Raw genomic sequence first — 23507 nt, forward strand, 5'->3', positions numbered from 1 at the left:
AGTCCGCATGTATTTTAATGTCTTTATATTGGCTGAGATAAATAGAGAAAATTGTGTTAGCTTGCCGGCCAAATAAATCTAGATTGCAAATTCGGTTTTTGGGAATGATTTTTTCTACACAGGGATTGTGCCGAGGTGTCCATAATATTGGGCACTTGATTACATTAATTTGGGGATTTATTTTCTCAGCAATGGTATGGGCAGGCACTGGTGGGGTGAGTGGTCCATCTAGTGATCCAGATGGTATTTTCACCATTACTTTTCCTACAACCCCGACATCGGGTATGAAATACAACTGGAAATCGCACGGGGTGGTGTTCATTTATGAGTTTAAGAGTGGGAAGTATACTCGCACACTACAGAAGTCTTCGGGCACTTCGGTAAATGTAGCTGTTAGTACGAACGGCACTTATCGCTACGATGTCGTCTGGAATATTGAGGTCTGTCCTGGTGGTCAGGACTTTGGTTGTTCATCACATTTTGAGCACCATACCCTGGGCTCACAAACCGTAACGGTTGATATGTCCCCGGTTGCACCTAGTAATTTATCTGGGCCTTCTAGCAGCAAAGATGGCAATGTGGTTTTAACCTGGTCAAAGCCTGCACGACCAGTTACCAAATACCAATACCGTAAAAAGCTCAGCACTAGCTCCAGCTGGGGCTCTGCGGTTGACGTGGTTTCGTCGTCCCAAAATGTGAGCAAGACGGTTTCCGGTTTGGTTAATGGTATTTGGGACTTCCAAATAAGAACCTGTAACAAGTTTGGTTGCAGCAGTTACTCCAGCTCTCATCGAACGACTGTAGTGCGAACACCGGGGAAACCAGGGGATGCAAGCTTTTCGCCTGCGAGCTTGAGATGTGATAGCAATTTAGATGTTAACTGGGGAGCCGCCTCCGGTGGGAATCGCTACCAGGTCGTTGAGTCATTCCGTCCCGATGGTGGCAATTGGAGTAATTGGAGCACAATAACCACTTCCAACTCAGGGACGAAGCAGGATCGGGATAATTTGCTGGCTGGCAGGGATTATAAATACGCTATCAGGGCCAGGTATTATCTAAACGGCTATTACAGTAATTGGAGCGGCTACACATATTCTGACTTTATCCGAAAGCCGCACTGTAAGCCCGGTGATATGGCTGCGCCGACCTTATCCAATAATACCCCTCTGACGACAAGTAGCTTTGATGTGCAGTGGATCAAAGCTTCAGGAACCGTCGATAGCTATGAGTTGCAACAGCAGACACCGAGTGCAGGCTGGGGCCCCATTCAAAATACAGCGTCCCTGAAAAAAACACTGTCTAACTTAGAGAGAGGGGAGCATTGCTTTAAGGTCCGAGCTATTAACGTAGACAGTTTGGGCAATTACTCGGCTCCGACCTGTGTATTTGTAGAATACCCTCCGCCCACCGTGTCTGTGGTGGTAACGCAGGCACCGGAGCAGAGCACTTACAATAGCGGTTATTATGGTCGATATACTATTGCATGGCAGATAGATGGTCAGGAGCTGGAGAGCGCTGAATTATTTGAGGATGGTCAGATACAGGATATCTTGGACCGGCGGAATAGTCAGAATCAGTATGATCAGCCAGATAATATGGGGCCGGGGGATATTTCCCACAGTTATCAGGTAAAAGCCTGTAATGCTGATGCCTGTTCGCTGTCGGATAGGATCACTGTGATAGTCAAGCCTTGGCCCATCCCCTCAGTTCCCGGTGATTTCTGGAATAATCCGGCGACTAGTGATAGCACTAATTACACGCTCACTTGGACGGCTCCCCCAGAGCCCGTGGATTCTTATATTATTGAACGGGACGGTGAGGAAACGGTTCTTGCAGGCGCTGTCCACTCCTATGCATTTACGGGTTCGCATGGTAGCAGCTATAGCCACTCTATCAGTGCCTGTGCTGTCGATATTGATCCAGAACATTGTAACCGTTCTCCCCCCCATACTGTTTATATTCGCAAGCCAAAGCCAGCTACTCCAACTAATTTTCATATTAAGTCGGGCCCGGATGGCTATGGCAATGTCACGCTGGCTTGGAATGATATCTCCCACGCTTTTGCTTATGACTTAGTGCTGTACCAGAGGGTTCCTGATGGCCAGTGGGAAGAAGTCTACCGGGGAGCGCAAACGGAGAAAACTTTCGACTTTGATGAAGACGGGACCTGGGAGTACAAAATACTGGCCTGTAACTCCGACAGGTGTAGTGATGAATCTCCGATACTTAAAATCGAGATAGACCTGTTCAAATGGGCATTCCAGGGTGGGTCCGTGCCTGATGCTAACTTCAGTGAACCTTTCTTAAGGACCAGTAATTTCCATGGGGTAGTCGCTGGGTCGGGCGGTGTCAATGGCGGAGCTGGTAACTACTCTATACCCATTGCGCTTCCGCCAGGACGGAACAACGTTGCTCCCGCAGTTTCCTTGAACTACTCCAGCCGAGCAGATAACGGTATTGCCGGGGTAGGATGGCAACTTGCCACGGGTTCAGTGATCGCTAAATGCCAATCTACTTATGCGCAAGACGGCAGCAACTATCTCTTTAGGCACGCCAAACTTTGTTACAACGGTGAACGCCTGCGCTTAGTGAGTGGTACTTATGGGGCGCTTGGCGCTGAGTACCGCACGGAGCATGATAACTTTGTAAAAATTGTTGAGGGCCGTAACGGAGCCTATAAAACTTTTATCGCGTACCACCCCAATGGGACACGTGAATATTTTAGCCGTGCGGGCAAACTATGGCGTCTACAGCGCCTAGAAAAGGATGGTGGTAACAACGTTATTGAGTATGAATACGAATCTGTACAGATCGGTAACGACGAATTTCAGGTCGAAGAACTACTACGAAACATTTATTACACCGGCGACAGCGCTAATCGCGGCAACCGGCAGGTCACCTTTAACTACGCAGATCGCAGTGACCGCAGTACAGCCTATACGCGCTATGGAATAGATCGGCAAGCCAAACGCCTGTCTGAAATCCAAGTGCGCTATGACGGGACGTTGATTCGCGAATACACGTTGCATTATGGCGCCCCCAGTACGACCAGTGGACGTACGCTGTTGCGCTCAATTTCCGAATGTGCATTCGATGTGCTGGGCAGTATTTGCCGGGAACCTACTAACTTTGAATGGCTAGAAAATCCTATCGATTACTCGGTTCGGCTGTTAACCGATAGTGATGGTAAGGAATTACATCCCGGTCCGGTACATAGCCTCCAATCGCATGTACCACACGGGGACCGCAATGGTGATGGCGTGAGGGACTGGCCAGGACTGTTTGTGGATGCTGAGGGCAATAGTACCCCGAACAATTTTGACCTGATGACCTGTTATTCGGTAATTCGCACCTTCAGCACACACTGTGTGGAAGGGGATTTTAATGTTGATGGCAAGACAGACAGTTGGAAAGTTCAAAGCGGATATCTACAAATTGGCTACACGAATAGTGCGAGTACTGGAAGTAATTGGATAGGTACCAATATTCCACTGGATGCCCCTGAGCCGGGGACTGGTGGTTTTCAAATAGACACGCTGTTAAAAGTGGCCGACTATGACGGGGATGGTTGGCCCGATATAACCGTGTTCCGTTATAACAACCGCAACCCGGAAATTTATCTTTATTTCCATACGCAAAACAAGTCTGTGCCTTATCGACAAGCTGATGCACAACTTTTGTATACCTACTCAACTGTCGGTCACGGTTGCAAGAACTCAAGCGGTTTTGGTGAATGTGACACTCGCTCTGAAATCACGCCAATGGGTGATATGGATGGCAATGGCTTGCCGGATTTTGCGATCCTGACCAAATACTCAATGGACGAAGTGCTCTCGCCCAGTATGCTATTGCTCACCACCCAGTCCTCTACTGGACGCATAGAATTCGACACCGTCGGGTTTGGTTATGGAAAACCAAGCTCATTAGTGCGTTTCCCATTCTCCACATTTGTTGATGTAAATGGGGATAGTCTTCCGGATTGGGTTGGCTGGATCGGTAACAGCTCTACCCTTTACCTACGAATTAATGAAGCCAACGGTAGGTTCTCGGCCCCGATCAATCTCGGTGTATCAATAGCGACTCGTGACTACTACGTTAATGGGGATATCCTGAACGAGACAGACAAAACGGTAAAACAAGCGCTCTTTGGAGATAGTATCTTTGCCATGGACGTTGATGGTGATGGTAAAAATGAGTTGCTAATGCCCGGCTCTATTGAAGTTGAGGGTTGCAGTATTGTTTACCATAAGGGGGGCACGGAATGGCGCTGTGGCAAGGACCTATACGGTTATTACCACCAAGCTAAGGGCGGTAGAGAGCACTTGACTACCATACCAAGTTTTTACAATACCAATATCTACAAATACAAGGCATTGCACTTCGGCGAAGATAGCAATGGCAATATCACAGCGGAATATCGCCCGACCAATTTGATTGCTGGTACGAATAACTTTGAAGTTATAGATACCTTTGGCAAGGGGCTGCAGGATCTGGTCTTCAACTATGGATGTGAAAGTGCCAACTGCAAAATGAAAGCGCCGAAAGCTGGCAGTGTATTGAGTGGTAAACCGGAGGGTATTTATGTTAACTACAACCCCGGAGCCGCTAAGGGACGCGAAAAATACCAGCCCATTGACCTGCTGAGCGCGGTAGAAAATGGCCTTGGTGTACGCGAAGAGTGGAAGTATCGGCCGCTATCCTCAAATGATGCCCGTTTTCATAGTAATGCCAAGCCGTTTTATGAACGTGGCGCCTACCTTGGTAGTCTGAATCAAGCAACTCAGGATCAGCATTTTGAATTTGCTTCTAGCATGTATGTGGTCGCGGAATACCGCAGTAGCAACGGTGTTGGAGGTATGAATGCTCGGCAGTACCGATACAAAGGGGCCGTATACAACAATATCGGCCGGGGTTTCCAAGGCTTCCACAGCATTATTGAGGAAGACCTAGCCGCAGATATTGAAACCCAGTCTGACTTCCATCAGATATTCCCGCTGGCAGGTAAGCTGTATAAACAGCGCAAATGGAAACTGGGGGATCGCTCCTCCGATGCCAGCAGCGTGAAGGCCTTTGAAGAATCCAAATTCGAGTGGCAATTCTGGCCCAAGGGGGGACACTCATCACCAATAGTGGTAGATGCACTCACAGATTCGTGGAATGTCTCTGCCAGTGCCCCCTATTTTGTCGGCTCTAAAAAGCAGACTTCGATTCATCGCACGTTGAAAAGATCGGGCAACAGCCGCACACATTTGTATACCCAGAGCCAGACCAGTAGCTTCGATGCCTGGGGTAATGTGCTGCTGGCAGAAAACCGCTACGAAGAAGCCAACAGCTCTCATATTGTGGTTTCCACTACGAAAACTCAGTATGCCACTGCGGACCAGACTAACTGGTGGATCAATAAACCTTCAAAACAGACGGTCACCAAAAAATCCATCCAGAGCCGTAAAGGAGTTTCTATTGCTGCAAATACGGATACCCAGCAATCCGTAGTAGTGGATTTCCTATCCTGGGATAGCAATGCCCGTAAGCCCAAACGGGTAAAAACCACACCCTCCAATGGCAAGTGGACCCAGGTGGATTCCGTTTACAACAGTTACGGCCTGCCTACCAAAGTCACTACTTCCGCCGAAGGAGAGGCGCAGGCACGGGTAGCAGAGAGCATCGCCTTTAGCGACGATGGCTACTTCCCCAAAACGGTTAAAAACTCCCTGGGCCACAGGGTAACCACCGTGACCAACGCCAAGTTTGGCCAGCCGGGTTCGGTCACCGACGCCAATGGTTTAACCACCCGCTACAGTTACGATGCCTTTGGCCGCCCCACTGGGGTGACGGCGCCCTCCGCTCTTGGTCTAAAAGCCGCACCGGATATACATACCGCCATGCAGTGGTGCAGTTCCGGCTGTAGCCGCGCGCCTGCTGCGGTGTTTAAAAGCATTCAGCAGCAGGCCGGCACGCCAGAGCAGATCACTTATCACGACCAGCTTAGTCGCGTGATCCGTACCGAAGTGCAGGCCTTTGATGGTGGCGATTGGATAGCGACAGCCGTGACCTATAACGCTCTGGGGCAGACCACCTTTGAATCGGTACCCCACTATGCCAGCAGCGGCACCAGTTACGGCACCCGCTACCTGGAATACGACACCTTCGGCCGTGCCCTGCGCAAGACGGTGAACCAGACCAACGGCCAGCAACTGGATGTAACCTACACCCACGAACAGGCCAGTGGATTTACCACCAGTATCCTGGTGAACGGTCGCACCATGAGCCGCACCTACAACGGCCTGCAGCAGCTGACCGAAACCGTCGATGCCTTGAAGGGCACCACCCGCTATGCCTACGACGGTGCCGGCAATCCGATCGTCTTGCGGGATGCCAGCGGCAATCGCATCACCGCCAAGTACAACGCCCTCGGCCAGAAGGAATGGGTGGACGATCCCAATATGGGCTCTAAATCGTTTACCTACACTGGCTTTGGTGAAGTGGAGACCGAGATCGACGGCAACCTTGATGTCACCAGCTACACCTACGACCGCCTCGGCCGTATGGACAGTCGCACTGTGAACGGTACAGAGGAAGCCAGCTGGACTTACGACAGCGCCGCCAACGGCAAGGGCCTGCTCGCAAGGGAGAGCCGCAGCGATGCCAGCTATGCGCGTAGCTACAGCTACGATGCCCTGAGCCGCCCCTACAAAGTCACCACCGCCATTGATGGCGAAGACTTTGTGACGCAGAGTTATTTCGATAGCAACTACGGCCGCCTAAAAGGGCTCAGCTATCCCACCGGGCTCACTCTCCAATACAACTACAACAGCACTGGCTATCAATTCCGCACCAGCAATGCCGCCAGTGATTACACCTATCGGGAAATCACCCAGATGGATGCCTGGGGCGAGTGGGAATTTGCCAATGTTGCCGCTGGCAATTACACCATCGGCCGCAACTTCCATGCGGAAACCGGGCAGATGGCCGGTACCACCTTCGACAGCCTGGTGCAGAACCACCAGGGTATTGCCTACAGCTACGACAACTTCGGCAACCTGTCTGAACGGGTAGTGCAGATACCTTCAGAATCCCCAGCATTAAACGTAGAGAACCACTACTACGATGCCCTCAACCGCCTCGACTACAGCACCCGCACCGATGGCCCTGGTATCGACTACGACTACGATGCCATCGGCAACCTGCTGAAGAAAGACGACTTCGCCAGCAGATACAGCTACACCGGCGGCAGCAATGGTGGCCCCAACGCGGTGAAGAGCGTAAGCCTGATCAATGGAGGCACCAAGACTTACGGCTACGACCAGAACGGCAACCGTACCCATGAAAACGGTACGCAGCAGATCTGGTACAACGCCTTTAATAAACCCACCCGCATCAAGCGTAATGGCGCCAACCTGTATTTCTACTACGGCGCCGACCAGATGCGTTACAAGCAGGTAAACCAAACCAGTGGTAAGACCACCCTGTATATCGATAAGCTGTTCGAAAAGATAACAGGAGGGGGGCAGACCCAATATCGCCACTTTATTGGTGATATTGCGGTCATCACTACGACGGAAACCGCAAGTGTTACCACTGGTGCTATAGGCTTTACCCATCGGGACCGCCTCGGATCGACTGTCGCTATTGGTGATCATAGAGGCAATCTTAAAGAAACTCACAGCTTCGATCCGTTTGGCAAGCCGCGGCTGGGTAATATCACTGATAAGCTGCCGGGTATTCTTGATAGTCAGTTCACTACCCGGGGCTTTACCGACCATGAGCACCTGGATGATGTGGAGTTGATCCATATGAACGGGCGGGCCTATGATTACAATCTGGGTCGCTTCCTGAGCGTAGACCCGTTTATCGTAGATCCAGGCAACTCGCAGGCACTCAATCCCTATAGTTATGTTCTGAATAATCCTTTGGCTGGAACGGATCCCAGTGGGTACTGCCCCCAGTTTATAGGAGCAGGGTCTGGAGACGCCTGCTCTCGAGGAGGGCCACACTCAGCCGAAACCAAAAACGCGGCAGGTGTCGATTTAAATGATGTTACAGTTCGGCCCAAGCGTGATTCGAGGAGCGCGGCGTCTATCGGACATGCAAGCTCATATGAGCCAGGTACATTCACCGTATCGACTGGGAATGGAAAAAGTTTCGACGTTAAAATTCTGAATGGCTCTGGGCCAATGGATATTGGCGGTGGAACTGGTGACAATGGGCAGAGTGGCAACTCCGATGGAATAGGTAGCGGCTTCCTCAAAGGTATGTTTGACCTTTTTGCTTCTTCGGCTTGGTACGATTCACCTAATCCTTTTGTTGAGCTTTACCCTGGGGAATTGTCACCTGCAAATTTAGTGGGGGCTGATTATGAGTCTCCATTTGAAGCACCGGTTTCTCCAGAAGCACAGCTTGGCCATGATTTAGCTTTGCCGGCTTCGATATTGGTTGGTTTATTTGCCAGAAACCCAATGGGGTCTATGAGGGGAGTAAGTAGTGTTACAAGGAAAGTACCTTCAATTGAGGAGCAGGCGTTAGAGCTTAAAAAGCTTAATAACAATAAGAATACTGTTACGGTTCAGTCTCCAGGGAAGAAAACACATTACGACCTTGATGGCGCTGCTCACAAAGGAGTGGAAACCCCGCACGTGCAGCATAGTTACCCTAATACTAACCCCAATACAGGCGAGACTTTTTTCAATAAAGACAGAAGTGCAATCCCTAAGCAAATGACACAGCAGGATATCAGAATAGTAAGGAATATTCTTGAGAGGCGAAATCTATGATTGAAGTTAAACCCCTTTGGAGTGATCAAGATTTTGAGGTTATGGGGTGGCATGATGCGCGGTTATATTCGGTAGTTATGCCAACAGAGGATTTCAAAATTTCCTTTGATATTGATTACATCTTAAAATGGGAAAAAGGTGATGGTAGAGATCAAGGCTTTTGGGTGTCGCCGTGCGATCTCACTTTTTTAGATGTTTCAGATTTTAAAGTGAGCCTGGAATTTAAAGATAATATGCTTTTGTTTATTAGCGATATTAAGCGATCGAATAAGAGGTTAACTCCGAATGGGAAGCTTACGAAGTGGGATTATGAAATTGAATGTGATAATGGCATTATTTCTTTCTCTGCGACAGGCTTTGAACAAAAGATAAAAAAGCCACCAGTTTTGTCTAAGACGCAAGACTTGGATAAATTAAGATGACTGCCACTAAGGAACCCTGTGCTCAAATAATTAGGACTGCAGCCAAACGAAACCAAGAAGCATAATAGTCCTTAGGAGGAATAAGCCCCGGCAGAGAGATCTGTCGGGGCTTTATCGTTGTGATTTATCAAGCCTGCTTCTTCAGCTTGGCATTATCGAGCTGCTTGCAGCGGACGGTATCGTTGGCGGTGCAGCAAAGTTAAGCGAAAAAGTGCCTAGGGGGTTGTGACCTGATAATCTGGGGTTCGCCTTGGCGCGAGTGCTCTTTAAGTCCTTGATTGCATTGGGGTTGTAGCGGAAATAACTCCCGGCTCGCATCGGAACAACTCTTCTGGGCAGAGTGGTGAAGGTGGCGATCCAAACTTAGCGTTTGTTGCACCAGGGATTCCTGTTTTAAACCCGACGGTTCAAACTCCGTCTCCAACAGCATCCCCTGGCACTGCTGGAAATGTTGCGAAAGCAGGCTTGCTTGCAAGGTTGGCAACTTTTGTTGGACTGATGAGTTATTCGCCAGGCTTAAACCCAGGTGAAGATACTCAGTTGGCTGCATTGAGAGCAGCGATTGAATCAAGAATTTCTGAAGCACAAGCAAGAGGTGAGGAGACAGTTTCGCTTTTTAGAACGGCCGGCCCTAAAGAATCTGCCAATATAAGAGCCACAGGCTTTTCAGGAAAGTCTCCCTGCAACTGGAAATCAACACTCAAACCCAGATTACATGCTTCCGCATACTATTTTTATGGGAAGGGTTTCCTTTACTACTCTCCGCTCTCTATATCCTTAATTTATTGCTGACCATGGAGGTACGTTCATTGTAACTGCTCCAACAACACAACATCTGGGGATGGTTAATTCTGATGCGAGAAGACTTGGTGGGATACAGGAGTTGAATACAAAATGACCGGAGCTGAATTAGTTTTTAGAGCAGAAATATCTAGAGGGAAACCAACCCTTCTGACCAAAGATATAAAACTGTCTGATTTTGCAAGATTTGTAATACGAATTTGCGGTACAGATCTCCCAGCATCCCTGTTTAATTTAAATAAGGATGCCATTCAATTTAATGATACGGGCATAGGTAAAATAATGTTGTTTGACGGTAGACCCGTTTCATCAGGTGTAATAGTGGGAGAGAGATTCGAAATCCTTGTGTGTGATGAGGTACTGGCTATTGGTAGAGTACTTGAAATACAGCAGATGCCAACTTTAGGAGCGTGACGCTGGGATCGGGCTCAATTAGGACGAAGCCCTGGCAGGTTACTTTGCTGGGGCTTTGTTGTATCTGGGAGTTGCAGTTATCGTCGGCGGTGCGGCAAAGTTAAGGGAAAAAGTGCCTTGGGGGTTGTGACCTGATAATCTGGGGTTCGCCTTGGCGCGAGTGCTCTTTAAGTCCTTGATTGCATTGGGGTTGTAGCGGAAATAGCGGCGGGTTCGCGTCGGAACAACTCTTCTGGGCAGAGTAATCTCACTGGTGGTTGTGGAAAAGCATCCCAATCGGGTTGTTCTCATGGAAATCCAAATAATGTTTCTGGTGTGGATGTTTCTCATCCATTCCAAAAAGAGATCCCCGGAATTATTGCGGACTTTACGCCAGGCGTTGGTGACGTAAAAGGTTTCCATGAAGCTGCTGAAGATCCAACATTAATTAATGTTACTGCTGCTGCTGTAGGTGTGGTTCCTGTTGCCGGTGATTTTCTGGCGAGAGGTCTTAAATCAATAAGGCGCGCTGTAAAACCCATCAATCTTCCATCATGGAAAAATATCGATATTGATATGGAGCATGTACTTTCTGGCCATGTTGCGGGAGGCTCTAGGGCTAGCTCTAAGAAAGATTTGTTTCCTGATGTTATGTCTGAAAAAGCAATTGAAAAAGCAATTCGGCAGTCATACAGGGGTGGAAAGAGAATAAAAACTCAGGGAGAGCGTGTGCTTGTCAGAGGGGAGTATGATGGTCTTGGTGTTGAAATGTGGGTGAACACTAAAACAAATAGAAACCGCTTATCCATATTAAGACTTGAGGTTCTGCATGAGTAATTTACAAATAGACCTAAAAGAAGACACATTCGAAAATTCATCTAATCGTATAACAGGTGTTATTTATTTTAAGCTTGCTGATTATTGCTTTCCTGAGTCTGATTGGAATGATTTTGCTATTGTAGTTTTAAACTGGTGGGCAGAATCTATCGTTGAGCTTGTTTTAGAGGGAGAATCAAGTTCTGCCGAGTTTAGTTTTATGGATGGGCCATTTGAAGTTTCTGCAGAAAAAGAAAGTGCGACTCAGTGCAGACTGTCTTTTATCGATACAAAACGGAAGAAAGTTGAGTTTTCGGCACGTGTTTCATCTTCTCATCTGCTCGATGCTATAAGCGAGGCTACGAAAAAAGCTTTAAATATTTGTTGGAATCAAAGCTGGGAAAATGACGCTGTTGCAGAGCTGAGGAGAAGTAACAAAAAATTATCAGCTCTTGTAAAATCTTTGAAGGCTGACGGCCCCACTTTAAGCCTTTAACTTCTCAGGTTCCAATTTTCCATCGCTTGCAGCATAAAAGTGAAAAGTAGGCGGTTCTAGTTTTGACGCGTCATTGAAAGAAAGCCCCGGTAGAGCAATCTGCCGGGGATTTTATTATCCAGTACGTGTCCAGCGCCGGGCCTCATACTTCACAATCATGCCTTTGAGCCAGAGCATTCGAAAAAATAAAGACCACAAAGATAGTGCCCCTCTTATTGCGGCACTTGTTACGATAGGGTTTTTGGATAGAGAAAGTATAGATTCCTATTCATTTCTTTTGGGAAAGAATGCATCTAATAATTTTGAATTATATGTGATGAGCCAGCAGGCAATGGCGGGATTAAGATCGTCTTGGGCAACGAAGCATCTTAAAGCCATTGCAAATCAATATGGCGATTTACAGTGGAAATATTTTACTGGTGGAGGAAAGTTTGACCCTGGAAAACAGCTTAAGCATCAGATACGGGATATTGTTTATGATAGAACAAACACTTCCGAGGGGAAAAAGAAGGTCTATGAAGCGGTTTATGATGTTGTTGAGACAGGAGTAACCAAGTTACGAAAAAGAAATATTTGGGTGCTCTAGTTCTGGCTTTGATCTCTCTGATTTCTCTAAGCTGGTCATCTGATGACTACAAACTGAATAAGATGTGTAAGTTTTTATCGGATCTCAGTTCTGAATCAATTGGTGATGGAGATTGGCTTAAGCCTGAAGGTTCATTTGACCGTTACTCTAACCTAATGACTATTAAATACCGCTCTTTTTTAGTCCCAGTATTTGGTAATCAGTTGATTTCAGTCGATGATTTAGCAAAATCCAAGTTCGACAAGGTGAAGCTTAATTTTTCAGATAGCACGACAGAAGTTTTGGTTTTTCCGCTTGAAAACTCCCATTTTGATCTTATTGCGAGTGAAATATCTAGTATATCTGAAAAGGATGGGGCTGAATTTAGAGAATTTATTAAAACAAAAACATTTAGAGAGCAGATTGATTTTTATATTGCTGGGTTGAGAGATAAAACCAATTGTGGTTCAAATATCTCTCAGTCCTGGTCAAAGGTGTATGTGGAAGAGATATTGTCTTCGGCAGTCATGAACCCGACTAAGGGGAAGTATACTCAAGTTTTTGGCGATGGGATAGTGTTTGACCTGCAGGGAGGTACAGCGTTTTTCTCTGTAACATACGACAAGAAACATATCCTGATGAGTGTGAGCTATAGGATATAGGAACTAGCCGATGATAGCGAGGTGAGAGGGATGCTTAGCCTTGCAACTCAAGTCATGTAAATCCCAAAAATGCCCCGGCAAAGTAATCTGCCGGGGCTTTGTCGTTATGGATCATCAAGCCTGCTTCTTCAGCTTGGCATTCTCGATAAACGTATCGATCACCTGAATTACTTGCCGTTTGGTGGCGGCGTCCAGCTTCTCAATCTGCTGCATCCGCCGCAGTAATCTGGAATCCGGCTGCTTACTCTTCTTCACCGGCTTTACGCCGAGTAGCTCGACCGTGCTGACCTTGAGGGCTTACGCCAGGTCCACCAGCAGGTTGGCCGGTGGGTGTTCGCTCTCGGTCTCGTAAAAAACTGACGAAGAGCGACTAAGTACCTAGCGCGTCTTGTTTCGCTCTAGGATGCGGAAACGGGTCTTGATGAAAATACGGGAAGCGACGAACAAGTCATAGGTGTTGGGTAGTAACCAGTTCAACACGTAAATCGAAGCTAAGACCGGGCCTTGGTCCACCCCAAGGTGAGGAGAGGATAGGTAGTCGGCGGTTTGTCAAAAGGCTCGAAATCAATCACTTTGTTCCCTTCGATCCACTGCCGCCAGTACTCGTAATACCGATGAGTTCGTTAGTATCATTTGTGCAATAGGATAGGCGGGTCCCCGCGAGAGAGGCAATGCTAGTAGAGAGTGACCTTTAGAAACATCAGAACTTTGTACGAATGCTCCATAATTGGCATTTTGTAGAGGTTAATTCAAAACGGTATTATGCATGAAGCTTGAAAGACTGCAGAAAGTATCTGGCAGGTGTTCTTCATTTGATAGTAGCCCTATATTTTTGTCTAAAAAATTTGATAGCTTTAGTTGGAAACTCGTCAGTTAAGAAGTGCCCATAGTCGAGGCCGCAGACTGTGCTTATCTTTAATGGAATATACAGAATGAAATTTATAAAGGTTTTTTTATTTATGCTTGGAGTCAGTTTCCAGGTAAATGCAAGCGAGCTCGGAGACTTGTTTGACAACTATCAGGCAGCCCTAAAGGGAGGCAACCAGTCGGAAGTTGTTGCTTCCGCTGAAACAGTGTATAGATTTTGCGAAAGCAACTTGCCGGATAGTAGTAAGAATCGCGCTGCTGCAACTTTAAACTACGGAATGGCACTTGCCAGTTCTGGCAAGAAGAGCGAGTCGGAGTTTTATCTGCGTGAAGCTGTTAAAAGATATCAGTCCATTTATGGCGAAGATGCTCTTGAGGTTGTTACCCCTTTAATGGAGTTGTCAAAGAGTCTTGCAGAAGATTTTCAACGTAACTCTCGACCTGAATACAGGCGCCCCCTTAAGAAAGCTCTGAAAATTGCGAAATTGCAGAAGGGCGAAGAATCAACTTTTTATGCCATCCTCTCTTTTGAGGCAGGGCAAATAGCAATGGATTATGCGCGAGACACTTGGGCCTATCGGTATCTGGTGGCGGCGCAAGACGCGTTTTCTGGCCCATTCAAGGAACATACTTACTATGGTTTCTTATCCGATTTTTATCTCGGAAAATATCTAATGCTCAAGGGGAAATATAAAGAGGCCGAACCCTACTTGTTAAACGCCTTAGAGTTGGCCGATATTGAAGAGAATCGAGATGGGCAGTTGGAGCTTATGGCAAGAGCCTTCCTAGTGGAAATTTTTGAAAAGACCGGGCAAGTGGAACGTTCCATCGAACAATGTAGAAGAATAGGTCAGGCTACACCATTTGATATGGATCAGGAGCCGCAACCGCTATTTAGCCCGGAAATGAAATATCCGAAAGGTGCACTGTGGACCAAGAGGGAAGGGCACGCGGTAGTGTCATTCACGATTTCGGATACAGGTATCCCAAAAGATATTGAAATTTTGGAGACCAAGGGAACGAAAGAATTTGGAAGAGCAGCTGAAGAATACCTGGCGGGATCTCGCTTTGCCCCACGGTTTATTGAAGGGACACCGGTCGACACCCCGGATCGCCGTATACTCTTTAAGTTTAATATTGCTAAATGACAGCTATTTAAGAGGCTAGTTATTTTTGAGAGCGCAGATTTTAGCTTTAGAACTCCTTATCTGAAGCGATTTCTGCGCAGCGACAGTCCTTGGCGTTGAAGGGAGTTGAGCTCTTATTACTTCTATGTCAGCAGTGGTGCATGTATGCTGCTTTCGTACTTGATGAGATTGGATTAGAGAGTATCTAGCTGATTTTCCTGTCCTTTCAGGGTTCAACCCTTCTGCTTGCACAGTTTCTTAAGTCATTTCCCGAAGGCTTACTTGCTGTTCTGGTTCTGCATTAACTGTATTAGCTCATCAACCATAGAGGCTTATTGTATCTATGGCTCATAAAACACCCTAAAAGTGAGTCATAGAAGATCACTCTATGACCCACACTTAGTAATGAAGTTATCCAATTGACAAGTCATTAACACAATTCTGTGTGCAGTTGAGAATGGATTAAACTAGTGAGGACCTCCTGCAATCTATGGGAGTTGGGTCGGCATGTGTACTTACAAGAAAATTCTCAATATAAAAAGTATGAAACATTATTGTTAACTTACAGCTTATGAATAAACCTGCAGAGCGTTTTAGCTTCACCACATCCGATGGGGTTAGGCTCAGCTATTTGTGTACCGGAGCTGGCCCCACCCTGCTGATGTTACACGGCTGGTCGCAGGGGGCAGCCCTGTTTAAGCACCAGCTCTCCGGCTTGAGTGATCGCTACCGGGTGATCGCGCTGGATATGCGCGGCCACGGTCAGTCGGAAAAGGCCCAGCACGGCTACCGTATCGCCCGGCTGGCGAAGGACCTACAGGAGCTGATTACCGCTCTGGCTCCCAAACCTCTCTATTTGCTTGGTCACTCGGCAGGTGCATCGGTGATCTGGAGCTACCTGGAAATGTTTGGCGATGCGGCGATTTCCAAACAGGTTTTTATCGATGAACCCGCCGCCCTACTGGCCCAGCCCTATTGGTCTGAACAAGAGCGACTGGAGGCTGGCGCTATTCTCACGGCCGAACAACTCTTTGAATTTACCGGCCAGTTGTGCAGCTCCAAAGCCAAGGAAGCCACCCGCAACATACTGATGTCTATGGTGACTCCGGCGATGACCCCGAGGCAGAGGGAGGAGCTAATTGCGGTCAACCTGCAGTTTCCACGGGCCCTGGCAGCACGCCTCTTTATCGATAATGTCACTCGTGATTGGCGTGACTTTATCCCCTGTATTAAAAAGCCCACCCTGATTGCCTTCGGTCGTGCCAGCCCTCACCCGGTGGAATGCCAGCAGTGGATTCATCAGCAAATCAGAGGTTCTCGCTTGGAGATAATCGAGGCCGAAGATGGGGGCAGCCATTTTCTGTTTCTTGAGGCGCCTCAGAGGTTCAATACTCTGCTGCGGGATTTTCTAGATAGCTGACCGGGCACAAATTTATAAACCTGTAGCATGGAGGAACCCTTTAGGGGGCTCGATTATTTCCTAATAGTTTTCCACAAACTCAAATTTGCTTGAGCTGTGATTTTTTTCACAGTGGATAAGTTAAGTGGAAGTTATTCACAGTTTCGTCTTTTGGCGGATCTTTAAGTTCCCTTTCATTTTCAAACGCTTATTTCTGTGGATAACCACCCATTAGGTGACCCAACTCCTTCCAGACTGTGTAAAAGGGAAGTTATTCCATGATGGAGGTCATAGGTTATCAACAGTCCCTCCCTATTTCTGATGAGCTCTCCCTACAAGATTTCTCTCTGCTGATACTCCAGATCTCAGGCCGTGACCTACTGATAGAAGTGCATACAGTTTCGGTCAATCCTGTGGATACCAAGGTGTATAAAAGGTGCGTAAAAGGGTTGAAGCTGCTTAGGAGCACTGATAGGGACAAAGTTCTCGGCTTAGATGTCACTGGGTTAGTCAAAGCGATTGGCGCCGATGTAAGCCAGTTCTCTGTGGGTGATCGGGTTTGGTACGCGGGAGATATATCCCGTCCAGGTAGTAATGCGCAGTACCAGCTAGTGGATGAGCGTATTGCCGGATTTGCACCAGAAAGCCCCATTGACGCTGAGTCCGCAGCCCTGCCACTCACCGCTATTACCGTTTGGGAATTGCTATTCGATCGTTTGCAAGTGCCAATCGATAAGAGAGCCTGTGACAAATTTCTATTTTGTGATTGGGTTTGGTAATCGATGCTACTGGTGGCGTGGCGGCCACTCTGATTCAATGAGTCCGCCGTTTGACTGATCTCACAGTCATCGGTAGCGCTTCGTATACCGAGACCATCCAATGGCTAAAAAATCTGGGAGTGCACTATGTTATTAATCACCGTAAGCCACTGAGCGAGGAGCTTGCGAGCGCCAGTATTTCTGCTGGACTACGTGGTTAGTTTGACTAACAACGAAGATCATCTGGCGGAAGTCGTAAAGTGTATTGAGCCGCAAAGAAAACCTGCCCCAATTAATGATCCAGAAAAGCTGGTTGTATTGGCGCTCAAGCAGAAAGCATCTCTTTTTATTGGGAGTTTATTTTTACGCATTCACTCTTTGAAATAGAGTCACATAGCGGCGCAGCATATATTGCTTAATGAGCTGGCGGAATTGATTGATAAAGGAATAATTAAACTACTCTGGGCCAAAATTTGTGCGAGATAAATGCGGAAAATCCGCTTAAAAGCATACAGTCTGATGCTTTGGCACTTGTGACATTAAACAGGCGCTACTAATATTTACTTGTATTGCCTTTCGCTTTATTTCATTTCCCGGAAAACTTATTTCCTATACTGGCCGAATGGCTGACCCGATAATTCGGGTTGAAAACTGCGGTGTGTGGTCTTTCACAGGAATATAAGTGGGCGATGCATTATCTCGTTGTTGCTCTGCTGTTACTGCTGGTAGTGGCACTCAGCTTGATTGTCGCGCGTGTTTTGCCTTTTCCGATTCCCCTGCCTCTCATTCAAATCCTGGGTGGAGTTATTCTGGGATCTGTGTTTGGCATAAGAATACCCTTAGATCCAGAAATATTTTTTCTGCTTTTTATTCCGCCATTACTCTTTCTGGCGGGCTGGCGTATTCCCAAGGGGGCCTTCTTTAGAGACTTGGGCTCCATCCTAACTCTGGCTGTGGGACTGGTGGTTTTTACTGTTATAGGAATGGGTTTTTTTATTAGCTGGTTGTTACCGATTATGCCGGTTGCCATGGCCTTTGCTATAGCGGCCATTCTCGCACCTACGGACCCTGTAGCAGTATCTGTCGTGCAAGGGGGTAACAATATTCCGCCGAGACTGGAGCATATTCTTGCCGGAGAATCACTGTTTAATGATGCCTCAGGGCTGGATATTTTTCGCATTGCTTTGGCTGCCGCTTTGACAGGGACTTTTTCTTTTTCACAAGCGGTGAGTGGTTTTTTTTGGGTTGCCATAGGCGGAGTAATTATTGGTGCGGGAGTAGCCTTTATTTGTGGTTATCTGTTGCGCTGGTTGGTCCATCTCAGTGGTGAGGATACGGCTATTCAGATATTGGTAAGTTTGCTGGTTCCTTTTGCCGCTTACCAGGCAGGACAAAGTATTGGCGTATCGGGGATTCTCGCGGCCGCGAGCGCAGGAATTGCTACGCATTACACCAGCCTGCATGGTTCGGAAAAATCCACCACGCGCATGGATCGTCGTGCGGTGTGGAGTACGGTGCAAATTGTGCTCGATGGCATCATTTTTGTGTTATTAGGCGAACAGCTTGTGCGACTTATTGATGCGGATACCAGCTGGGCGAAGGATGTCGGACTCACAATGATGTCACTGTATATCTTGGCAATTTCCATTGTTCTATTGTTGCTGCGTTTTATTTGGGTATGGGTGTCACTTTATTTGTCACGCTTTCGTCGCAATCTTCCCTCCATCATCGCTCAATTGAATCTGGTTAGTGTTTTGAGTGTGGCCGGTGTACGCGGCGCAATCACTCTGGCAGGGGCATTTTCTCTGCCTTTGCTAATGCCCGATGGTTCACCCTTGCCGGGTCGTGATGCGGCGCTGGCAATAGCAATGGGCGTAATCCTGATTTCACTGCTTGTCGCTAGTGTGGCTCTGCCATTTTTACTCAGACACTTACCAGATACGCCTCACTTGGCGGCGATCGGTGATGAAAGGGGAGCCAGGGTTTCTGCTGCCAAAGCCGCGGAGCAACAGCTGATCAGTCTTCGTAAAGAAATAGACGGGCGCTGGAAAAACAAAGAGATTGCTTATGAAGCGATTGATCACCTGCTGGAAATATACCGTCGACGCATAATTAATGGTGATGATGAAACTAGTGAGACCATATGGATACGCGCACGCGTGGAGCGAAATTTTCGTTTGGCGGCACTTGCCGCCGAGCGACAACGCCTTTTTGATTTGCGTGTGCACAGGGAAATTGATGACGAGTTGCACCGAAAGTTAGTACTAGAAGTGGACCTGGTTGAGGCCAGCTTAATTTCCAAGGAATAGGCTATGGGCAGAAATATTTCTATGGCTTATATAGATTAATGGTTGCGATTCAGGTGTAGATTTATGGAATACATAGAACTGCTGAGTGTGGATGGTGTATCTACTTTTAAAAAGCAAAAAATAGCATCCAAAATCCATGAACCTCTTGGAGACTATTCTGAGCCTTTTCAGGTGCGACAATTATTTTTTCGTGAATTTGATGAGCATCGGGTGTTTGATTGGCACTGCGCGCCACGAGCGCAATTTATTTTTTACTTGGCCGGAGAGGTAAAAATAACCACGAGTTCCGGTGAGCAGCATACTTTTAGAGCCGGTGATATTTTATTGGCCAAAGATTTATGCGGAAAGGGCCATGTGAGCGAAACTCTCACACCAGGCCGGGCTGTGATCGCTGTACTCGATCACAATCCCGCTGCTGGCCAATAGGTAGAGATTAAATCCGAGTTGCTGAGAATATTCTCTGCCAATACATAGTTTTACTTAACAGATTTTTTCTGATGCTAAGTGCTTAAGGGTCATTATTGGCACAAACAAAATTCTCTAGGGCTTTTCTGTTTCCAGTTTGGCCTCTTCCCAGTAATGATCCAGATGCAGATCCTTGTCGCGACGGTCTTCCTGCAGGGCCTGCAGGAGCTGTTCGCGATAAATACGACTCTGGGCGATGTGCTGCGCCTCGTCGCGCCAATAGGGGAAAAGAGCCTCCAGCATACGCTGGTCGTGCTGTTTAAACTTACGTGCTGCGCGGCGCGCCTGTAAGGGGGTGAGTCCCAGAAGTTCCAGGGCCTTCTCACCAATTGCCAGGGCCGGGTCTATGGTCTCGCGAAAAATATATTTCACCCCGGCCTCCATCAGTGCGTATTGATGCATACGGCTGCGTGCCCGCGCGAGAATCTTCAGGTGCGGAAAGTGTTTTTGCAGCTGCGCGACAATCTCCAGGGACGCGGCCTGGTCGCTCAAGGTGAGAATCACCAGGCGCGCATTGGCGGCGCCGGCGGCGCGCAGCAAGTCTTCCCGCGTGGCATCGCCGTAATAGGCCTCAATGCCATAGCGACGCACCAGATCCAGCTGCTCGGCGTTGCGCTCCAGCAGGGTGGTGCTAAAACCGCAGGCATTGAGTAGGCGTCCGGTGATCTGGCCGAAGCGACCATAACCGATAATGATGACCGGTGAATTGGAATCCATTGGTGGTTCGTGCTCGACTGCCTGTGGGACTTCAGGGCCGATTAGAAAACGCGGTTGGATAAACCTTTCAAATACCAGCAGTAATATCGGTGTGAGCGCCATTGTCAGGGCAATTAATGCCACCAGCAGGCTGCTCGCCTCGGCGTCGAGCACCTGGATTTGAATGGAAAAAGACACCAGTACAAAGCCAAACTCCCCTGCCTGAGCCAGGGATAGAGCGAACAGCCAGTCTTCCCCTTTGGACATACGTAAAAAACGCGCCAGCAGAAATAGAACGGCAAACTTCACCAATACCAGCGCCACCACCAGGCCAAACAACAGCAGTGGATTCTGTGCGATTTGCGCGAAGTTTAGACTGGCGCCCACGGCGATAAAGAAAAGCCCCAGCAGCAACCCTTTGAAGGGTTCAATATCCGCTTCCAGCTCGTGGCGAAACTCACTTTCCGCTAATAAGACCCCGGCTAGGAAGGTGCCGAGAGCGGGCGAGAGATCAAGCCAGCTCATTACCGCTGCTGCACCGAAGACAATTAACAAGGCAGTAACGGTAAACATTTCGCGCACTTGGCTGCCGGCGACCAGACGCAGCAGAGGGCCCAATAGGTAGCGGCCGGTGATGGCGAAAGCGGCGATGGTGCCGATAACCGCAGCGGCATACCCCCAGCCCTCCAAATCGCCAGCGTGGGACTCGGCGGTAGTGCCCGCGAGCAATGGCAGCAGGGCGAGAATGGGAATTACAGCGATATCCTGTAGCAATAGCACCGCAAAGGCACTGCGTCCGCCCTGGGTCTTGAGGAGTCCTTTCTCACTGAGAGACTGCAATACAATGGCGGTGGATGACAGGGCCAGAATCAAGCCGATCGCTACAGCCGTCGGCCAACCCATATTGAAAAACCACAGCGCTATACCGGCTACGGCGGCGGCGGTTAGTAGCAGTTGGGCGCTGCCGGTGCCGAGAATGGCGCCGCGCATTTGCCACAACTTTTTAGGCTGCATTTCCAGGCCAATCAAAAACAGCATCAGCGCTACGCCGAATTCAGCCACATGCATTTCGTCGCTGGCATCCCCTACCAGGCCCAATGCGCTGGGCCCTATAGCCACCCCGGCGAGCAGGTATCCGAGTACGGAACCCAAACCCAGGCGTGTGGCAATAGGCACGGCGATAACCGCGGCTCCCATAAATATGACCGCTTCAACAAGGAAGTTTGAGTGTTCCATCAATCGATTATCGCTATTTTACGGTGTGTTGCTGATCGCTGGCGGACGCGCTTTCCGGTTCGGCAAATTCGCGGCTGCGGCGTATTAATGGCGCTATGGTAGAGCCCTGTATCACAATAGAAAAGAGCACCACGCCATAGGTCATGACCACCCACAGGTAACGCAGATCCTGCCCCTGAACGTAAGCGCTGCCCGAGGGAATAGACATTGCCAGGGCCAGGGCCAGGCCACCTTTGAGGCCACCCCAGATCAGTATCCGGTTGGTATAGGGGTGATAGCGACGTCGCCTTTTTAAATACAGGAAGGGCACTCCCACCGCCATTACCCGTGCCAGCAACACGATCACAATGCCTGCAACCATCAGCAAGTAGTCCGCCGGGCGTAAATCGATGGTAATCAGGAACAGTCCCACCAACAGGAATAGCAAGCCGTTGAGGAAGTCTTCGGTGATATTCCAGAAGTTATCCAATTCGTGCTGGCTCACCCGGGAAAAGCCGCGCTCGCGGGTGAAGTTCCCGATGATAATGCCGCTTACCACCATCGCAAGGGCGCCGGAGACACCGAGGATATTGGCCAGTGAGAATCCCGCAGTGGGAATGACCAGGGTGAGTAACAGTTCCAGGCTGTGGTCATCGGTGCAGCAGATCAACCAGTGAAACAGTCCACCGATAATCAGGCCAAGCAAAATGCCACCCACCGCTTCCAGTGCGAACAACTCTGCCACTGCTGGAACCGTTGGCTGGCCTCCCTCGAAAGCCACCGCATAAATTACTGCAAACACCACGATGCCAAAGCCATCGTTGAACAGGGATTCCCCCTCCACCTGGATAGAAACCTGCTCAGGCGCTTTGAGGTTTTTCATGATGGCCAGCACGGCGATGGGGTCGGTGGGGGAGATGAGCGCACCGAATAACAGGCAGTAGACAAAAGCCACCGGCATGTTGATCAACATCAGGAACCAGTACAGCAGGGCACCCACCACAAAAGTGGAAATCAGGGTACCGACGATCGCCAGTAGGCCAATTTCCAATTTTTGGTTGCGCAGTTCCAACAGGTCGATATGCAAACTGCCGGCGAAGAGCAGGAAACCCAGCATCCCTTTGAGCAGGATATCCTCCAAATTGAGCAACGGCAGCAACTGGTCGGCCCAAGTGCGCAACTCCACCACCCCCAATTTGCCCAGGCCGGTAACAATGAGTGACAGCGCCAGGGCTCCAGCCGTGATTGCAATGGTGGTTTGTGCGCGCAGCACATACTGGTTTAGGAAGCCGAGAAAGACCGACACCGCGGCAAGAAAACAAAAGGTGTAATAGACTTCCATGCCGTGCGTGGACTCCAGGGGATAAGAATTGCGGGGCTCTGCCCAGCCCTCAAAAGCAGCGGCTTACAGCGCTTTTTGGGGGCGAAATTATCAGTTGCTGAGCGTGCCGTTATTGTAGTCGCGCAGGGGCCCGCTCGAGTTTCCCTGACAGGGCTCTGGGCACAGGGGTCTCTGGTGTGGATACCGCCGGTTGCGCCCTGGTTGGGGGCGCGCAATTGTAACGGCTCCTCGGTGCGGCACAACCGCATTTTTGATTTATATCCACAACAGCTTTTTCGCGCCTGCCGAAACTGCCATTCGTTTATTTCTGGTTCGTCTGACTATCAATTGCGGAGCAAGTTTCTCTCCATTGAATTCATTGCTTTCGGCATCGCCTCCATTCAGGCGTAGCTTCCCAACTACA

Annotated in this window: 17 protein-coding genes; 14 read left to right on the plus strand and 3 right to left on the minus strand. The window is 48.7% G+C overall.

Annotation, left to right across the window (positions count from 1 at the left end; translation table 11 throughout):
- The first annotated feature begins 215 nt into the window (after positions 1–215).
- From ACXAFI_RS17950 to ACXAFI_RS17980, 7 genes are all read left to right on the plus strand, one after another.
- Positions 216–8771, plus strand: a complete 8556-nt coding sequence (locus ACXAFI_RS17950) for an RHS repeat-associated core domain-containing protein (RefSeq protein WP_475109894.1) — start codon at positions 216–218, stop codon at positions 8769–8771.
- A complete protein-coding gene (locus ACXAFI_RS17955; protein ID WP_475109895.1) occupies positions 8768–9193 on the plus strand; it encodes a hypothetical protein in 426 nt (141 codons plus the stop codon). Before ACXAFI_RS17950 ends, ACXAFI_RS17955 begins: the two co-directional genes overlap by 4 nt.
- 894 nt (positions 9194–10087) lie before the next feature.
- Positions 10088–10408, plus strand: coding sequence for a hypothetical protein (locus tag ACXAFI_RS17960; RefSeq protein ID WP_475109896.1), 321 nt, complete (start codon positions 10088–10090; stop codon positions 10406–10408).
- A gap of 315 nt (positions 10409–10723) precedes the next feature.
- Positions 10724–11224, plus strand: a complete 501-nt coding sequence (locus ACXAFI_RS17965; protein ID WP_475109897.1) for a hypothetical protein — start codon at positions 10724–10726, stop codon at positions 11222–11224.
- On the plus strand, positions 11217–11699 hold the full coding sequence (locus tag ACXAFI_RS17970; protein WP_475109898.1) for a hypothetical protein: 483 nt from the start codon (positions 11217–11219) through the stop codon (positions 11697–11699). The genes ACXAFI_RS17965 and ACXAFI_RS17970 overlap by 8 nt, the downstream gene beginning before the upstream one ends.
- Positions 11700–11772: 73 nt before the next feature.
- Entirely contained in the window at positions 11773–12285 is a 513-nt protein-coding gene (locus tag ACXAFI_RS17975; RefSeq protein ID WP_475109899.1) for a hypothetical protein, read from the plus strand.
- The gene (locus ACXAFI_RS17980) at positions 12273–12926 is read left to right on the plus strand and encodes a hypothetical protein (RefSeq protein WP_475109900.1); all 654 of its coding nucleotides are present in this window, start codon (positions 12273–12275) and stop codon (positions 12924–12926) included. The genes ACXAFI_RS17975 and ACXAFI_RS17980 overlap by 13 nt, the downstream gene beginning before the upstream one ends.
- Positions 12927–13040: 114 nt before the next feature.
- Here ACXAFI_RS17980 and ACXAFI_RS17985 read toward each other — a convergent pair whose 3' ends face one another.
- Positions 13041–13181, minus strand: coding sequence for a hypothetical protein (locus ACXAFI_RS17985; RefSeq protein ID WP_475109901.1), 141 nt, complete (start codon positions 13179–13181; stop codon positions 13041–13043).
- A gap of 677 nt (positions 13182–13858) precedes the next feature.
- Here ACXAFI_RS17985 and ACXAFI_RS17990 point away from each other — a divergent pair.
- The 6 genes from ACXAFI_RS17990 to ACXAFI_RS18015 all read left to right on the plus strand — a co-directional run bounded on the left by ACXAFI_RS17990 (position 13859) and on the right by ACXAFI_RS18015 (position 19812).
- Entirely contained in the window at positions 13859–14941 is a 1083-nt protein-coding gene (locus tag ACXAFI_RS17990) for a TonB family protein (protein WP_475109902.1), read from the plus strand.
- A 550-nt stretch (positions 14942–15491) separates the two neighbouring features.
- The gene (locus ACXAFI_RS17995; protein ID WP_475109903.1) at positions 15492–16340 is read left to right on the plus strand and encodes an alpha/beta fold hydrolase; all 849 of its coding nucleotides are present in this window, start codon (positions 15492–15494) and stop codon (positions 16338–16340) included.
- A 257-nt stretch (positions 16341–16597) separates the two neighbouring features.
- On the plus strand, positions 16598–17098 hold the full coding sequence (locus ACXAFI_RS18000; RefSeq protein ID WP_475109904.1) for an alcohol dehydrogenase catalytic domain-containing protein: 501 nt from the start codon (positions 16598–16600) through the stop codon (positions 17096–17098).
- A 50-nt stretch (positions 17099–17148) separates the two neighbouring features.
- Complete coding sequence (locus ACXAFI_RS18005; RefSeq protein WP_475109905.1) at positions 17149–17298, plus strand: hypothetical protein; 150 nt, start codon at positions 17149–17151, stop codon at positions 17296–17298.
- Between the two features lie 468 nt (positions 17299–17766).
- Positions 17767–19386: a Na+/H+ antiporter gene (locus tag ACXAFI_RS18010; RefSeq protein WP_475109906.1), complete on the plus strand. Its 1620-nt coding sequence runs from the start codon at positions 17767–17769 to the stop codon at positions 19384–19386.
- A 63-nt stretch (positions 19387–19449) separates the two neighbouring features.
- Positions 19450–19812, plus strand: a complete 363-nt coding sequence (locus ACXAFI_RS18015) for a cupin domain-containing protein (RefSeq protein ID WP_475109907.1) — start codon at positions 19450–19452, stop codon at positions 19810–19812.
- 114 nt (positions 19813–19926) lie between these two features.
- On the opposite strand, the gene ACXAFI_RS18020 is transcribed toward ACXAFI_RS18015, so the two are convergent.
- Positions 19927–21783, minus strand: a complete 1857-nt coding sequence (locus tag ACXAFI_RS18020; RefSeq protein ID WP_444920538.1) for a monovalent cation:proton antiporter-2 (CPA2) family protein — start codon at positions 21781–21783, stop codon at positions 19927–19929.
- A gap of 13 nt (positions 21784–21796) precedes the next feature.
- Positions 21797–23104, minus strand: a complete 1308-nt coding sequence (locus ACXAFI_RS18025; RefSeq protein WP_444920537.1) for a cation:proton antiporter — start codon at positions 23102–23104, stop codon at positions 21797–21799.
- 3 nt (positions 23105–23107) lie between these two features.
- On the opposite strand from ACXAFI_RS18025, the gene ACXAFI_RS18030 reads away from it, so the two are divergent.
- Positions 23108–23494: a hypothetical protein gene (locus ACXAFI_RS18030; RefSeq protein WP_475109908.1), complete on the plus strand. Its 387-nt coding sequence runs from the start codon at positions 23108–23110 to the stop codon at positions 23492–23494.
- The last annotated feature ends 13 nt before the right edge of the window (positions 23495–23507 follow it).

The organism is Microbulbifer sp. ABH2_005 (assembly GCF_056160005.1).

Excerpts from the sequence above, each read along its gene's own strand:
- ACXAFI_RS17955 (WP_475109895.1), top strand. The coding sequence starts at position 8,768 with ATGATTGAAGTTAAACCCCTTTGGAGTGATCAAGATTTTGAGGTTATG.
- ACXAFI_RS17960 (WP_475109896.1), top strand. The coding sequence starts at position 10,088 with ATGACCGGAGCTGAATTAGTTTTTAGAGCAGAAATATCTAGAGGGAAA.
- ACXAFI_RS17970 (WP_475109898.1), top strand. The coding sequence starts at position 11,217 with ATGAGTAATTTACAAATAGACCTAAAAGAAGACACATTCGAAAATTCA.
- ACXAFI_RS17990 (WP_475109902.1), top strand. The coding sequence starts at position 13,859 with ATGAAATTTATAAAGGTTTTTTTATTTATGCTTGGAGTCAGTTTCCAG.
- ACXAFI_RS17995 (WP_475109903.1), top strand. The coding sequence starts at position 15,492 with ATGAATAAACCTGCAGAGCGTTTTAGCTTCACCACATCCGATGGGGTT.
- ACXAFI_RS18000 (WP_475109904.1), top strand. The coding sequence starts at position 16,598 with ATGATGGAGGTCATAGGTTATCAACAGTCCCTCCCTATTTCTGATGAG.
- ACXAFI_RS18010 (WP_475109906.1), top strand. The coding sequence starts at position 17,767 with ATGCATTATCTCGTTGTTGCTCTGCTGTTACTGCTGGTAGTGGCACTC.
- ACXAFI_RS18015 (WP_475109907.1), top strand. The coding sequence starts at position 19,450 with ATGGAATACATAGAACTGCTGAGTGTGGATGGTGTATCTACTTTTAAA.
- ACXAFI_RS18020 (WP_444920538.1), bottom strand. The coding sequence starts at position 21,783 with ATGGAACACTCAAACTTCCTTGTTGAAGCGGTCATATTTATGGGAGCC.
- ACXAFI_RS18025 (WP_444920537.1), bottom strand. The coding sequence starts at position 23,104 with ATGGAAGTCTATTACACCTTTTGTTTTCTTGCCGCGGTGTCGGTCTTT.